This window comes from Streptomyces hyderabadensis, assembly GCF_020404845.1.
In the GTDB taxonomy this organism is placed as follows: Bacteria; Actinomycetota; Actinomycetes; order Streptomycetales; family Streptomycetaceae; genus Streptomyces; species Streptomyces hyderabadensis.
Window position 1 is genome coordinate 58011 of sequence record NZ_JAIOJZ010000002.1, and the last position, 14527, is coordinate 72537.

The following is a 14527-nucleotide window of genomic DNA, read 5'->3' on the forward strand; positions in this document are numbered from 1 at the left end:
GGGCGGTGCCCGCGTCTATCCGGTCCGAGGGCGCTTCGCGGAGCGGGCGGAGCGAGGCCGTAGAGTGGCTCGCCCGTGTCCGTCCGGACGCGTGAGCGAGCGAGTAGTGAGAAGCGTGAGAAGGGGGAGGGCGATCGGATTGCCGCACACCGAGACACCGGGCACCGAGGCGGCCCCGCACCCTCGGCTGCGCTGGTGGACCGAGCTGCCGCTCATCGTCCTCGTGTACGCCTGCTACAGCGCGGGACGCCTGATCGTGCGCGGCGACGTCTCCGACGCCGTCGACCACGGCCTGGCCATCCTGGACATCGAGAAGGCGCTCCACCTCAACGCCGAGCACCCCCTCAACCGCCTCTTCACGCGCGAGCCGTGGATCGGCGTACCGGCGGACTTCTGGTACGCCTCGCTGCACTACGTGGTCACCCCGGCGATCCTCATCTGGCTGTTCCGGTCCCGCGCGGTGCGCTACCGGGCCGCCCGCACCTGGCTGATGACGTCCACCTTCATCGGTCTCATCGGCTTCACCCTGCTGCCGACCTGCCCGCCCCGGCTGCTGGACGCCGGCCACGGTTTCGTCGACACGATGGCCCAGTACAGCTCGTACGGCTGGTGGGGCGGCGAGGCGAGCGCCCCGCGCGGCCTGGGCGGGATGACCAACCAGTACGCGGCGATGCCGAGCCTGCACGTGGGCTGGGCGCTGTGGTGCGGGGTGATGTTGTGGCGCCACGGCGGCACGCGCACGGCCAAGGTGGCCGGTGTCGTCTACCCGCTGGTGACCACGATCGTGGTGATGGGCACCGCGAACCACTACTTCCTGGACGCGGTCGCCGGTGCCGCCGTGATGGGGGCGGGGCTGTTGCTGACGCCGTTGGTGCGGCGGACCGCGGAGCGGGCACGGACCCGGCTCACGGCCCGTTTCGCACCGGCGGCGGCCGGCTCGGCCGGCCCCGCGAACGACTCCGCGAACGGCTCCGCGGCCACCTCCGCGACCGCCCGGGACGGCGCGGGTTCCGCGATTGTCAGTGGCGGATGCCAGACTTCCGCGGGTGAGCGATTTCCACGGCAGCGCGAGCAGCGGTTCGGACCGGGGGGCGAGCCGGACCCCGCCCCCTCGGGCGCGGAGGACGGGACTCCGGCACCGGCTCGCTGAGCTGCGCGGTCCCGACGTACCGGCCAGGGCACTGGACGCCCGGGCGCTGGCCGCCCTCGCCGCCAACCCGGGATGCCGTCGGCGCGCGCTCCTCGACGGCGCGGGGGTGGACAAGGCCGCCCTGGCCAGTGCGCTGGGCTCGCCGTCCGCCTTCGGACAGTCGCAGTTCGCCCTCACGCGGGGCAATGCCTTCGAGGCGAAGGTCAAGGCCGACGGCGGCGCCGAGCTGCTGCGGCTCGTGCACGAGAAGCTGGACCGGGGTGCCGAGCCGCCCGCCGAGGCCGGGGCGGCAGTGCCCGACCTGACCGCGGCCGGCCCCGAGGGGCGCACGGCGCGCACGGCGCTGGCCCTGCGCGAGGCCACCGGCGCACCCGGGGCCTGGACGCTGCTCGACCATCCGATGCTCGCCCTCGACGTCGCCGGTTCGCCCGCCTTCCTGGAGCCGGACGCCGTGGTGGTGCATCCGGACGGCAGCTGGACGGTCGTCGAGATCAAGTCCTTCCCCATGCTGGACGGCTCCGCCGACCCGGCGAAGGTGGGCGCCGCCGCACGGCAGGCCGCGGTGTACGTGCTGGCGCTGGAGCGGGTCGCGGCCCGGCTCGACCCCGCCCCGCGCGTGCGCCACCGGGTCCTGCTGGTCTGCCCCAAGGACTTCTCCAACCTGCCCACCGCTTCCGCGGTCGACGTGCGCAAGCAGCGGGCCGTCACCGACCGCCAGCTGGCCCGGCTGACCCGCATCGAGGACATCGCCGACGCGCTGCCGGAGGGCGTCTGCTTCTCCCCCGGGCTGCCGGCCGAGGAGCTGGCGGCGGCGGTCGAGGCGGTCCCGGCGGCGTACGCGCCGGAGTGCCTGTCCGCGTGCGAGCTGGCCTTCCACTGCCGTGCCCGGTCCCGCGAGGCGGGTGCGGTCACCTGCCTGGGCCGCCCGGTGCGGGCCGAGCTGGGCGGGCTTTCCACCGTCGAGGACGTGCTGGCCGCGGCCCGCGGGGAGGCCGGTGATCCGGACGATCCGGCGGTGGCCGCGCTGCGCAGGGCGGCCCGGCTGCGTGCGGAGGCGCTCGCGGCGGCCGGTCCGACGGCCGATGCGGGGACCGGTGCGGCGGCGGGCGGCGGCAGCGAGTTCGCGGTCGGGGCCGGCGGGGTGTCCGCGTGTCGCTGATCACCACGCTCGCCCGGCTGGAGGCGGTGCGCACCGGCCGGGCCCAGCCCGCCGCCACCGTCCGGCACCGGCACCTGTCCGACCGTCCACTGGTCTTCGTCCCGCTGACCACCGCCGGCGAGGCCGGCGCCCCGCTCGGCGCGCTGGTCGGCACCGACCGGGACGCGCCGCACCTGCTGGTGGTGCCGCAGCCCCGCGACCGCGACCTGCGCTTCGCGTTCCTGGCCGACCTGGCCGACATCGTGCTGCCGCACGTCGAGGCGTACGCGGAGAGCGTCGAGGCCGCCGAGCGCACCGAGACCGACCCGGAGACGGGCAAGCGGGTCAAGGTCGAGGTCGACCTGTGCGCGGACGCCGCGCAGCTGGTCGTGCCGAGCCGCGCGGGCATCGACTTCGTACGGCTGCTGGGCCGGTCCATGCGCTTTCGGCGTACGGCGGAGCAGGACCCGGAGACCCCGCACCCCGCGCCGCCCCGGGTGCCGCTGCTCGGCCGGTGGCTGACCCACTACGGCGAGCGGGCCCGGGTGCCCGGCTCCTCTCTCCTGCTCGCCATGACCGACCTGCTGGGGCGGCACTGGGCGACCGGGCAGTCCACGCTGGAGGACCAGCACCTGGGCGCCCTGCTCGCGTGGATCGCGCCGGAGTTCTCGCCGGAGCCCGGCCTGACCGGCGCGGAGGCCGCCCGCCGCGCCGAGCTGGCCCGCGACGCCGACGGCCAGTTGCTGTGCCCGCCCGCGGGCCCGGCGACCGACCCGGCCTTCGACAACAGGCTGCTCGCCCCCGCCATCGAGCGCTACGACCGTGCCCGCACCGCGCTGGCCGCCGCCGAGGACGGTCTGGAGGCCGACGAGCGGCTCGGCGCGCTCACCGCCGCCGAGCGGGAGATCCGCGCCCTGGTCGACAGCCGCACCCGGCCCACCTGGGACGCGGTGTGGCGGGGCCTGGACCTGCTGCGGGAGCTGCCGGAGGGGGCGCACGCCGAGGAGCGGTGGACCCGCGACCGCTGGTCGTTCACCTCCCACCGCGACCGCATCCTGGCCGGGGAGCCCCCGCAGCCGCGCCGCGACGACGCCGTGACGGCGGCGAACAAGCTGGCCACGCGCGAGCGCGAGCAGGCCCGCCTGGAGGCGCAGGAGGCGCTGGACGACCCGCTGGTGATGGCCGGGCGGCGGCTGTCCGGGGAGGCGTTCGCGGGCGAGGTCGTCGACGTGGTGATGGCGTACAGCGAGAGCAAGCGGCCCAGTCCGCGCCCGCTGGTCACGGTCCGCACGGACGACCGTCCGCACCTGGGCGAGCGGGCGAAGGTCTACCGCTCGCTGGGCGGCAAGCCGCAGACGGCCGAGTACGTGGGACCGGCCGCCTCGGACGACGGCTTCGGCGACGGGACCGGGACCGGTGACGGGGACGGGACCGGGACCGGTGACGGGACCCGCGACGGCGACGGCGTGCTGGTCCTGCGGATCATGGACAAGATGGGGCGGGGCAAGGAGCCCGAGGCGGGGTCGGTGCCGGAGAAGGGCGACCTGGTCTGCTTCACGCTCTTCGAGCACGAGCAGCGGGGCGGTGCGAAGCTCCCCGACCCCGAGCAGACGCCGTGGACGCACGGCGGCCCGCCGGGTGCGGCGGCCGCGGTGCCGGAGGCCGCCGACGCCCAGACCGAGGAGGACGTGCTGTGACCGCCGAGGCCCTCGCCGCCCCCGCCCCCGCGGACTTCGACCCGGGTGCGGAGGCCGCCCGCGCCACCGCGGCGATCCTGCACGACACCCTGCACGGCACGGAGCGCGGTGTCGTCGTCGACTCCCCGCCCGGCGCCGGGAAGTCCACGCTCGTGGTGCGGGCGGCGCTGGAGCTGGCCGAGGCGGGCCGCCCCCTGATGGTGGTGGCGCAGACCAACGCCCAGGTCGACGACCTGGTGCTGCGCCTGGCGGAGAAGAACCCGGACCTTCCGGTGGGCCGCCTGCACAGCAGCGACGCCGACCCGTACGACAAGGCGCTCGACGCGCTGGAGAGCGTACGGAAGTCGGCGAAGGCGGCCGACCTCGCCGGGCAGGCCGTCGTCCTGTCCACGGCGGCGAAGTGGGCGCACGTCACGGTGGACGAGCCCTGGCGGCACGCGATCGTCGACGAGGCGTACCAGATGCGCTCGGACTCCCTGCTCGCGGTCGCCGGGCTCTTCGAGCGGGCGCTGTTCGTGGGGGACCCGGGCCAGCTGGACCCGTTCGCGACGGTGGGCAGCGAGCAGTGGGCGGGCCTGGCCTACGACCCGTCGTCCTCGGCCGTGACGACACTGCTCGCCCACAATCCGGGCCTGCCCCAGCACCGGCTCCCGGTCTCCTGGCGGCTCCCGGCGTCGGCGGCCCGTCTGGTCTCCGACGCCTTCTACCCGTACACGCCCTTCCGCAGCGGCACGGACCACGGCGACCGGAGCCTGGCCTTCGGGGTGCCGTCGGACGGCTCGGGCCCGGACCGGGTGATCGACGAGGCCGCCGTCTCCGGCTGGGGGCTGCTGGAGCTGCCCGCCCGGCACACCCCGCGCACCGACCCGGAGGCGGTGCGGGCGGTGGCGGCGGTGGTCCGGCGCCTGCTCGACCGGGAGGGCCGGGCGACCTCCGAGCGCTCCCCGGACCCCGCCCCGCTGACCGCGGCCCGGATCGCCGTCGGCACCGCGCACCGGGACCAGGCGGCGGCCGTCCGCTCGGCGCTGGCCGACCTCGGGGCGGGCGAGGTGACCGTCGACACGGCCAACCGCCTCCAGGGCCGCGAGTACGACGTCACGGTCGTCCTGCACCCGCTCTCCGGCCGCCCCGACGCCACCGCCTTCCACCTGGAGACCGGCCGCCTGTGCGTGCTGGCCTCCCGGCACCGGCACGCGTGCATCGTGGTCTGCCGCGAGGGAGTGGCCGGCCTGCTGGACGACTACCCGTCCACGGAACCGGTCCAGCTGGGCACGCTGGTGAAGTTCCCTGACGGCTGGGAGGCGAACCACGCGGTGCTGGCCCACCTCGCGGAGCACCGGGTCTCCGCCTGAGGCGGCGGGGCGGCGGTGGGCGGCCGAAGCAGCGCGCCGGTGGGGCACGGGCGCGCGCCCCGGCCCGGCGCTAACCGGTGTGCGTGCGGGCGAGCCCGGTCGCGAGCCGCTCGACCAGCCGCCGTGCGGCCTTCGGGGCGACGACCTCGATGTGCTCGCCGAACTGGAGCAACTGCCGCACCGCGTCGGTATGCCCGTACGCCACGGTCACCTCGGCCCGCCCGTCCTCCCCGGGCTCACCCACCGTCCTGAGCCGGGCACCCAGGATCCGCCGGGCGAGGTCGAGGCTCGCCACGTCGACGCGCGCCGTGACCACGACGTGCTCCCTGCGCTCCAACGCCTCGCCCAACTCCCGTGCCGTACCGGCGAGGTCGGCCCCGGCACGCAGTCGGCGCGCGTGGTCGAGCACGGCCCAGCGCAGCAGGCGGGAGAGCGCGAACATCCGGGGCCGCCCGTCCCGGTCGGCCACCAGGTACCAGCGCCCGCCCCGCTGGAGGAGTCCGTAGGGGTCGACCACCAGCTCCCGCGCGGACGCCTCCCCGCTCCTGCGGTAGACGATCCGCAGCCGCCGCGCCGTCCGCACGTCCCGCACCAGCGCCGCCACGTCGGGCAGCGGCGCGTCGTCCTCGAACCAGGGCCGGTTGTCGATGGCGATCACGTCGGTCAGCGCGAGCGGCAGCTCGTCCCGGGCCGGCGGCGGCTGCCTGCGGGAGGTGAGCTTGCGCAGCGCGGACCGGGCGGCCGCCTCGCCGCCGAGCTGACGGGCCCGGTCGAGGTCGAGCCCGACGGCCCGCAGCAGGTCCGCCTCGCCGGTCGTCAGCTTCGACAGGTCGGCCTGGTCGCCGGGCAGCAGGCTGATGCCGCCGTACTTGCCCCGCTCGGTGAAGACGGGAATCCCGGCGTCGACCAGCGCCCGCACATCGCGCAGGACCGTCCTCGTCGACACCCCCAGCTCCTCGGCCAGCGCCTCGGCGGTGGTCCGCCGACGCGTCTGCAGGGCCGCGAGAAGCTCGATCAAACGCTGCGGCCGACTCATCCGGCGGCTCCCCCTTCGAACCCGACAACTTCTGTCATGTTCTCAGCCGAGGCTGGTACCAGCGGCCGAACGGACCGCTCGAAAGGAGCCCATCACCCATGTCCGCACCCAACCTCTTCCTCGTCTACGTCACCGACGTCGAGCGTGCGACCGCCTTCTACTCCGACCTGTTCGGCATCAAGCCGGTGATGACCGCCCCGCGCTACGTCCCCTTCGAGGTCGCGCCCGGCGTCCTGTTCGCCCTCTGGAGCGGCCACGCGGACCGGATCACGGCCGCGACCCCGCGCACCTCGGAGGTCGGCCTGATGATCCCGGGCTCCTCGGCCGCCATCGACGCGCTCCACGCCGAGTGGGCCGCCAAGGGCGTCACGGTGGTGGAGGAACCCCACGACGAGCCCTTCGGCCGCACGTTCGTGGCGACGGACCCGGACGGCAACCTGATCCGGGTCTCGCCGGTCGACTAGGTCCGGGGCACCGGACAGCCCCTAGGACCGGGGCGAAGGCCCGCGGATGCCGTCCAGGAGGTACACGGTGCGGCGGTCGTAGTCCTCCCGGGCAGGCCGCTCGCCGTGCTTGAGGGCGAGGGCGTTGTCGACGACGAGTGCGTGCAGGTCGCCCGCCGTGAACTCCGGCCGCAGCGCGCCCGAGGCCCGCGCCGCCGCGACGAACTCCTCGTTGGCCTCGCTGCCGACCCGGCAGATCTCCATGAGCTGCCGCGAGTGCGGATAGGTCTGCAACAGCACGTCGTTGAAGGCGGGCTGGCGGTACTGGAGGTCGCGGATCGCGGTGAGGTAGTACGCGATCCGCTCGCCGCCGTCGTCGACGGTCCGCGTGTGGTCGATGACGGCGAACAGCTGACGCGCGACGACCTCTTCGATGACGGCCTCGATGAGGCCGATCCGCCCGCCGAACCGGTTGAAGATCGTCGCCTTGCTCACCCCCGCCGCCTTGGCGACCTCCTCCAGCGGCACCGTCAGGCCCTGCCCCTGGAAGGCACCGATCGCGGCGGAGCGGATCTGCTCGGAATTGCGCCGCGCGTCGGCGCGCAGCCGGGGTTGCGAAGGCACCGCACCGGCCATGGCCCTCACCGTCTCTTCCTGTCACTCACCAGCGCAACTTGACTCGTCGAGTCAGCTTACCTACGGTCACCCGCAGAAGAGAAAGTGACCACCCTGGTCAACTTATGCGGGAAGGCCAAGAACATGATCGTTGTCACCGGCGCCACCGGCGGGCTGGGCGGCGCCACCGTCGAGCACCTCCTCAGGCGCGTACCCGCCGACCGGATCGGCGTCAGCGTCCGCGACCCCGGCAGGGCGCGGCACCTCGCCGACCGCGGCGTGCGCGTGCGGCAGGGCTCCTACGAGGACCCGGCCGCGCTGCGCGACTCGTTCGCCGGTGCCGAGCAGGTCCTCCTGGTCTCCGGCAACGACCCGGCCGCCGACATGGTCGGCCTGCATCGCCGCGCCGTCGAAGCCGCGGTCGAGGCCGGCGCCCACCGGATCCTCTACACGAGCCAGCACGGCGCCGTCCCCGGCAACCCGTACCGGCCGTCGGACGTGCACCTCGCCACCGAGGCGATCCTCGGCGCCTCCGGAGCGGCCTGGACCGCACTGCGCAACGGCGCCTACGGCCCGCTCGACCAGGTCCTCGGCCCGTGGCAGCGGACCGGCGTGATCGCCAAGCCGGAGGACGGCCCCGTCCCGTACACCGACCGCGCCGACACCGCCGAGGCCACCGCGGCCGTCCTCGCCGGCGACCGGCGCTTCGACGGCCCGGTGAACCTCACCGCGCCGGCCGCCGTCACCTTCGACGATCTCGCCGGGATCGCCTCCGACCTCACCGGTCGCACCATCGCGCGCGTCGTCCTGGACGACGACCAGTGGATCGCCGACCAGATCGCGACCGGCGTGCCGGAGCAGATGGCCCGGCTGATGCTCACCTACTACCAGGCAGCCCGCGCGGGCTACTTCGCCGAGGCCGACCCCCTGCTGGCCGAACTCCTCGGCCGCGAGCCCCACACCGTCGCGGACCGGCTCGCAGCCGACCTCGCCGCCTGAGTCCCGCCCCGCCCGAGCCGCGGGGAGGCCGGCGGCGAGGGCTCCGCGCCGCCGTCAGTCCTGCCGGGCCAGCGCCCCCAGCAGCGCGTCCAGCAGTCCGGGTGCCGCCTCCTGCAAGGCATCACGCCGCAAGCGATGGCCCCGGGCGGGGCCGACCATGACCGGCCGGAAGGCGCCCGCCTCCACCATCTTCGGCGGCGTCGTCATCGCGGCCGTGACCCTCGCCGCCGCCTGCACCCAGATCCTCAGCGCACGCCGTCCGGCACGCACGGTCGCACTCGTCGGCGACACCGCACTCGCCGTGCTCATGCTGGCCGGAGTGGGCGCCTTCGCCACCGGCAACGCCGTCGTCATCGTCGTCACCGTCGCCCTCCAGGGCGGCGCCTACGGGCTCGCCTTCGGCGGCTCCCTGCGCCACCTCACCGCCGGCATCCCCGCCGAACGGCGCGGGGCCGTCATGTCGATGTTCTACCTGCTCGCGTACGGCGCACTCGTCACGCCCACCCTCCTCGTCGGCGTCGGCGCGACCGTCTGGGCCGACACCACGGTCTTCTTCGTCTTCTCCGTACTCACGGCGCTGCTCTGCTTCTCCGCCGTGGCCGTCGAGCGGGTACTGGAACGCCGGCGCCGGCGCCCCGAGGCCGTTCCGGCGCCGAGCGCGGCAGTGCGTGAGGTGAACGTCGCCGACTGACGGGCGCCGCACCCCCGGCGGCCGTACTGTCGGACCCGACCGGCTACCCAGGAGGCCTCCGATGCGCAAGGTGACCTATTCGATGAACGTGTCCCTCGACGGCTACATCGCCGACGCGAGCGGCGACATCGACTGGAGCGACCCGGACGAAGAGGTCTTCGCGCACTTCACCGACGAGTTGCGGCAGACCGGCGTCCACCTGCTGGGGCGGCCACTGTACGAGACGATGCTGTACTGGGAGACCGCCGAGCAGGACGAGTCGCTCGGCGCCGCGGAGCTGGAGTGGGCCGCGCTGTGGAAGGCGCTGCCCAAGGTGGTGTTCTCCAGGACGCTGTCGACGGTCCAGGGCACCAACACCCGCCTGGCCTCCGGCACCCTGGCGGAGGAGATCGAGCGCCTGCGGGCCGAGCCAGGCGACGGCGACATCGCGATCGGCGGCGCGACCCTCGCCGCCGAGGCGGCCGCCCACGACCTGATCGACGAGTACCGGCCCATGGTCCACCCGGTACTGCTCGGCGGCGGCACCCCGTACTTCCCCCGCCAGGAGCGCCGGGTGAACCTCGAACTCGTCGAGTCCCGCACCTTCGGCCGGAACGTCGTCCTCCTCCGCCACCGCGTGACGCGCGGGGAATAACCGGAGACCCCCTCCTGTTACGTCGCGAAGCGACTCGCGTACGAACACGTCAACCACAGGAGGCACCCCGCCATGGCCGCAGACGCCGCAGAGGAGATCCGGGGCACCGCCCACGGCACCGCTCCCGTCCCGCTCTCCGTACTGGACCTGGTGACCGTCGGGGCCGGCCGGACCGCCACCGACGCGCTGCGGACCAGCGTGGACATCGTGCGGCTCGCCGAGGCGCGCGGGTTCCAGCGGTACTGGGTCGCCGAGCACCACTCCATGCCCGGCGTCGCCTCGTCCTCCCCCGCGGTGATCCTCGCCCACCTCGCGGCCCACACCGACCGCATCCGGCTCGGGTCCGGCGGCGTCATGCTGCCCAACCACGCACCGCTCGTCATCGCGGAGCAGTTCGGGACGCTGGAGGCCATGGCGCCCGGGCGCGTCGACCTCGGTCTCGGCCGGGCGCCCGGCACGGACGGGGCCACCGCCGCCGCCCTGCGCCGCACCGACCGGCTGAACGAGGGCGCCGACGACTTCCCGCAGCAGCTCGCGGAGCTGATCCGGTTCCTGGACGACGACTTCCCGGACGGCCACCCGTACGCCCGCATCCACGCCGTGCCGGGCCCCGTGCAGGCCACCTCGCCGGGGGGCGTGCAGTCGGCGCACCGGCCGCCGGTGTGGCTGCTCGGCTCCTCCGGGTTCAGCGCGCGGCTGGCCGGCACCCTCGGGCTGCCGTTCGCCTTCGCGCACCACTTCTCGGCGCAGAACACGATCCCCGCACTCGACCTGTACCGCGAGGCCTTCCGGCCGTCGGCCGTCCTGGACGCGCCGTACGCGCTCATCGGCGTCGCCGCGCTCGCGACCGACGACGAGAAGGAGGCGCGGCGGCAGGTGCTGGCGGCCGCGCTGAACATGGTCCGGCTGCGCACCGGCCGCCCGGGACTCGTACCGACGCCGGAGGAGGCCGAGGCGTACGACTTCAGCCCGATGGAGGAGGAGTTCGTGCGGTCCTGGAACGCCAACGTCATCCACGGCACCGCCGACGAGGTGCGGTCCGGCCTCGACGACCTCCAGAAGCGCACCGGCGCCGACGAGCTGATGCTCACCGCCAACGCCCACGGCGGCGACGTGCGGCTGCGCTCCTACGAGCTGATCGCCGACGCCTACGGGTTGCCGACGCCGGCCTGAACCCCCGCCGGTCCCGAGCCCAGCAGCGCGGAGATGCGGTCCGGTGCCACCGGCCGGGAGTAGAGCCAGCCCTGGCCGGTGTCGCAGCCGATGCGGCGCAGCCGGGTCGCCTGGTCCGAGGTCTCCACGCACTCGGCGGTGACGGTCAGACCGAGCCGATGGGCGAGCTGGACCATCGCCTCGACGATGACCTCGTCGGCCGGGTTGGCCACCCCGGTGCCGACGGCCTCCGGAGAACCGGCGCCGGCCGCCTCGGGCACGGCGTCGTACTGGAAGCCCCGCACGAACGCGCCGTCCAGCTTCAGCACCGAGACCGGCAGCCGGCTGAGGTAGGCCAGGTTCGAGTAGCCGGTGCCGAAGTCGTCGATGGCGATGTGCACGCCCATCTCGCTGAGCGCCTTGAGGACCTGGAGCGGGCGCCCGGCCGAGCCCATCACCGCCGACTCGGTCAGCTCCAGCTGGAGGAGGTGGGGCGGCAGGCCCGTCTCCTCCAGGGTGCGGGCGACGTCCGCGACCAGGTCGGAGTCCCAGACCTGGCGGACCGCCACGTTGACGCTGACGAAGATCGGCGGCTCGTCGGGGTGGGCCAGCTGCCAGCGGCGCGCCTGGTGGCAGGCGGTGCGCAGGATCCAGCGGCCGAGGGGAACGATCGAGCCATCCTCCTCCGCCAGTGCGATGAACCGATTCGGCGCAAGTACGCCGAACTGAGGATGATTCCAGCGGATGAGCGCCTCGACGCCCCGCACCCGGCCGTCCTCCATGCCGACCAGCGGCTGGTACTCAAGGGCGAACTCGCCGCGCTCGATGGCGGGGCGGAGGGTGGCGGCCAGCGCCTGGCGGGTCATGCGGTTGGCGTTGCGCTCGGGGTCGAAGAGGGTCCAGCGCGCGCGGCCGTCGGCCTTGGCCCAGTACAGGGTGGTGTCGGCGGCCTGCATCAGGGCGGTCGGGGTGGTGCCCGCGGTGTGGCGTTCGACGACGCCGACCGAGGCGGTGACCGACAGCCGGCGGTCGGCCAGCTCGAAGGGCGGCTGGAGGGCGGCCAGGACCGCGGCGGCCAGGTCGGCGAGCTGGTCGGTGCCGGTGGAGTCCTCCACCAGCAGGGCGAACTCGTCACCGCCCAGCCGGGCCACCAGCGGGGCGCCGGACCGGGCGTGGGCGGCCTCCTCCGCGCACCTGGTCAGCCGTTCGGCCACGGCGGCGAGCAGCCGGTCGCCGACGCGGTGGCCGTGGGTGTCGTTGACGGCCTTGAAGCCGTCCAGGTCCAGGTAGCACACGCCGATCCGGCCGGTGCCGCCGTGCTCGTACGACTCCGCCTCCAGCGCGGCCGTCAGGCGTTCGAAGAACAGCGCGCGGTTGGGCAGCCGGGTCACCGGGTCGTGCATCTGGAGGTGGCGCAGCCGGGCCTGGAGTTCGCGCCGGGCGCTGACGTCGGCGACGGAGAGCAGCAGGCCCGGGGCGTCCCCGCCCCCGGCGTCCCCGGCGTCGGCCAGCGGCTCGACCGTCACCTGTGCCCACAGGGAGTGCCCGTCGGCCCGCTTCAGCCGCCGGGTGCAGCGCAGCCGGGGCCGCCGGCCGCGCAGCACCTCGCGATAGGCGTGCCAGGTGCCGGCATCGGAGGCGAGGTCGACGAGGTCGGCCGCGACGCAGCCGGCCAGCGCGGCCGGGTCGGTGCCCAGCAGGGTGCCCAGGGTGTCGTTGGCGCTGACCACCAGGCCCTCGGCGTCGACGACGGCCATGGCGAGCGGGGCCGCGGTGAACACGGATCGGTAGGTCGGCGGCCCCGTACGCCCGGTACGAGGAGCCAGACCTTCATCACTCTCTGTGACCGCCGGGCCGAGGTCTACGGCGGGCGCCGGCCCTTCGGAGGTTCCGTTCACCGCTCGCTCCCGCAGTGCCTCGATCTCTGTTCGTGCTCTGTTCGTGCAGGAAAGTGTGCCGATCATAGAGGCTGACACCGGGCCCTTCCAGCCGCCGCCCCGCCTTCCGGACCGAGCGAGCCCCCTGCCAGATCGTTTCTGCTCACACCTGGCCGGGTCCGTCACCCCTCCGACCAGTTGTGACGTTGCGTGAGTGGCTTCGAGGTGTCGGCCAGGAGAACTCCACCGGAATCCCGGACGGCTCACCCATCCGGTGCAGGCGAACAGGGCGCAATACGACAATCATGCACAAGCTGGGTGCGGTGTCCCGTCTACCGCGTCCGGAGGTCCATGTGCCGCGCCAGTTCCCCCTGAGGCGACTGCGCAGCACCGCCGCGGTGTGCACCACGATGTCGGCGCTCGCCGCGACCTCCCTGATCACCGCGCCCTCGGTCGCCGAGCCCTTCTCCCCCGAGCCCTGCGCCCTCCAGCGCACCGACGTGCACCACTCCGAGGGCCTGGACACCTGGAACGCCGCCTATCCGCGGCCCGCCCGCGCCCTGGACGCGGTGATGGTGTTCCTGTCCTTCCCCGACTCCCAGCCGCTGACCGCGCCGGCGGAACTCGCCGCCGACCACTTCCCCGCCACCGGCGACTTCTTCCGGCGCGCCTCCTACGGCGCCTTCACGCTCCGCCCGCACCCGCTGCGGGACTGGATCCGGATGCCGAGCCCGTCGACGTCGTACGCGATACGGCGCGACTGGAGCCCGGAGCACCGGGCCGCCTATCTGCGCGACGCGCTGGCCGCGGCCGACCGCCACGTCGACTTCTCCCGGTACGACGTCGTGTACTTCGTCGCGGATCCGGACGCGCCCGGGGTGGACTCCGACGCCACGAAGGTCGTCAACCTGGACCGGCCGATGCGGGCCGACGGCACCGACATCCGGCGGGTCGTCACGGTGTTCGAGAACCATCCGCCGGACCGGCTGGTCCTGGCCCACGAGACGGGGCACGTCTTCGACCTGCCCGACCTGTACCACCGGCCGGTGGACGGCAAGGGCGACTGGGACACGCACGTCGGCGACTGGGACCTGATGGGCAGCCAGTTCGGACTCGCCCCCGACCTGCTCGGCTGGCACAAGTGGAAGCTGGGCTGGCTGCAGCCCCGGCAGGTGGCCTGCGTACGGGGCGACGGGCCGACCCGGCTGACGCTGGAGCCGCTGGGGGCGGGGCCCGGGGTGGTGGTGACCGGCGCCGCCGGCGCACCGGCCTTCGGCCTCGGGCGGGGCACGAAGCTGGCGGTGGTGCGCACGGGGGCGGGCAGCGCGCTCGCCTTCGAGGTGCGCACGCCGGTCGGCAACGACGCGGCCGCCTGCCGGGCGGGGGTGCTGGTGTACCGGGTGCACAGCGGGGCGGAGTCGGGAGGCGGACCGATCGAGGTGGTCGACGCCCACCCGGACACCGAGGCCTGCTGGGCCGACTCGGTCTACCCGCCGCTCGCCGACGCCCCGGTGGCCCTCGGCGAGAGCTTCACGGTGCCGGGCGAAGGAGTACGGGTCAAGGTCGAGGACCGCACCCCCTCCGGCACCTGGACCGTACAGATCACCCCCACCTGACCCACCCGTCCCCGGCCCACGCCCACCTGCCTCACCCGTCCCCGGCTCAGACCGGCATCGGGCCCCGGCATCGCAGGCCCACCGCACGTGGGGGGGGGTGTGGGTGGCGAAGCCCCCACAACGCGCG

13 protein-coding genes are annotated in these 14527 nt (G+C 74.5%); 10 read left to right on the top strand and 3 right to left on the bottom strand.

All coding sequences use genetic code 11. The features are described 5' to 3' along the window. Positions 1–139 precede the first annotated feature (139 nt). Genes K7854_RS02515 through K7854_RS02530 form a run of 4 tightly spaced genes read left to right on the top strand, consistent with a single transcriptional unit; the run spans position 140 to position 5337 of the window. The gene (locus K7854_RS02515; protein ID WP_226024683.1) at positions 140–1150 is read left to right on the top strand and encodes a phosphatase PAP2 family protein; all 1011 of its coding nucleotides are present in this window, start codon (positions 140–142) and stop codon (positions 1148–1150) included. Beyond that, positions 1047–2309 (top strand): hypothetical protein, encoded by a 1263-nt coding sequence (locus tag K7854_RS02520; RefSeq protein ID WP_372480985.1) that lies wholly within the window; start codon positions 1047–1049, stop codon positions 2307–2309. The genes K7854_RS02515 and K7854_RS02520 overlap by 104 nt, the downstream gene beginning before the upstream one ends. Then, positions 2300–3985 carry an amino acid adenylation domain-containing protein gene (locus K7854_RS02525; RefSeq protein WP_226024684.1) on the top strand — a complete coding sequence of 562 codons (1686 nt, stop codon included), beginning with the start codon at positions 2300–2302 and terminating at the stop codon, positions 3983–3985. Before K7854_RS02520 ends, K7854_RS02525 begins: the two co-directional genes overlap by 10 nt. After that, positions 3982–5337, top strand: a complete 1356-nt coding sequence (locus tag K7854_RS02530; protein ID WP_226024685.1) for an AAA domain-containing protein — start codon at positions 3982–3984, stop codon at positions 5335–5337. The genes K7854_RS02525 and K7854_RS02530 overlap by 4 nt, the downstream gene beginning before the upstream one ends. A gap of 70 nt (positions 5338–5407) precedes the next feature. Here the strand turns inward: K7854_RS02530 and K7854_RS02535 are convergent, their stop codons facing one another. Next, complete coding sequence (locus K7854_RS02535) at positions 5408–6373, bottom strand: helix-turn-helix transcriptional regulator (RefSeq protein WP_226024686.1); 966 nt, start codon at positions 6371–6373, stop codon at positions 5408–5410. Positions 6374–6471: 98 nt separating this feature from the next. Between K7854_RS02535 and K7854_RS02540 the strand changes: the two genes are divergently transcribed. Next, the gene (locus K7854_RS02540) at positions 6472–6837 is read left to right on the top strand and encodes a VOC family protein (protein ID WP_226024687.1); all 366 of its coding nucleotides are present in this window, start codon (positions 6472–6474) and stop codon (positions 6835–6837) included. 21 nt (positions 6838–6858) lie between these two features. Here K7854_RS02540 and K7854_RS02545 read toward each other — a convergent pair whose 3' ends face one another. Then, positions 6859–7452 (bottom strand): TetR/AcrR family transcriptional regulator, encoded by a 594-nt coding sequence (locus K7854_RS02545; protein WP_264086839.1) that lies wholly within the window; start codon positions 7450–7452, stop codon positions 6859–6861. 123 nt (positions 7453–7575) lie between these two features. On the opposite strand from K7854_RS02545, the gene K7854_RS02550 reads away from it, so the two are divergent. From K7854_RS02550 to K7854_RS02565, 4 genes are all read left to right on the top strand, one after another. Next, positions 7576–8430 (top strand): NAD(P)H-binding protein, encoded by an 855-nt coding sequence (locus K7854_RS02550; RefSeq protein WP_226024863.1) that lies wholly within the window; start codon positions 7576–7578, stop codon positions 8428–8430. A gap of 157 nt (positions 8431–8587) precedes the next feature. Beyond that, positions 8588–9121: a hypothetical protein gene (locus K7854_RS02555; protein WP_226024689.1), complete on the top strand. Its 534-nt coding sequence runs from the start codon at positions 8588–8590 to the stop codon at positions 9119–9121. A gap of 61 nt (positions 9122–9182) precedes the next feature. Next, positions 9183–9755, top strand: coding sequence for a dihydrofolate reductase family protein (locus tag K7854_RS02560; protein WP_226024690.1), 573 nt, complete (start codon positions 9183–9185; stop codon positions 9753–9755). Positions 9756–9827: 72 nt separating this feature from the next. Then, the gene (locus tag K7854_RS02565) at positions 9828–10928 is read left to right on the top strand and encodes an LLM class flavin-dependent oxidoreductase (protein WP_226024691.1); all 1101 of its coding nucleotides are present in this window, start codon (positions 9828–9830) and stop codon (positions 10926–10928) included. On the opposite strand, the gene K7854_RS02570 is transcribed toward K7854_RS02565, so the two are convergent. Continuing rightward, entirely contained in the window at positions 10904–12805 is a 1902-nt protein-coding gene (locus tag K7854_RS02570; protein WP_226024692.1) for a putative bifunctional diguanylate cyclase/phosphodiesterase, read from the bottom strand. The genes K7854_RS02565 and K7854_RS02570 overlap by 25 nt on opposite strands. Positions 12806–13089: 284 nt before the next feature. On the opposite strand from K7854_RS02570, the gene K7854_RS02575 reads away from it, so the two are divergent. Then, complete coding sequence (locus tag K7854_RS02575) at positions 13090–14400, top strand: M6 family metalloprotease domain-containing protein (protein WP_226024693.1); 1311 nt, start codon at positions 13090–13092, stop codon at positions 14398–14400. Positions 14401–14527 lie beyond the last annotated feature (127 nt).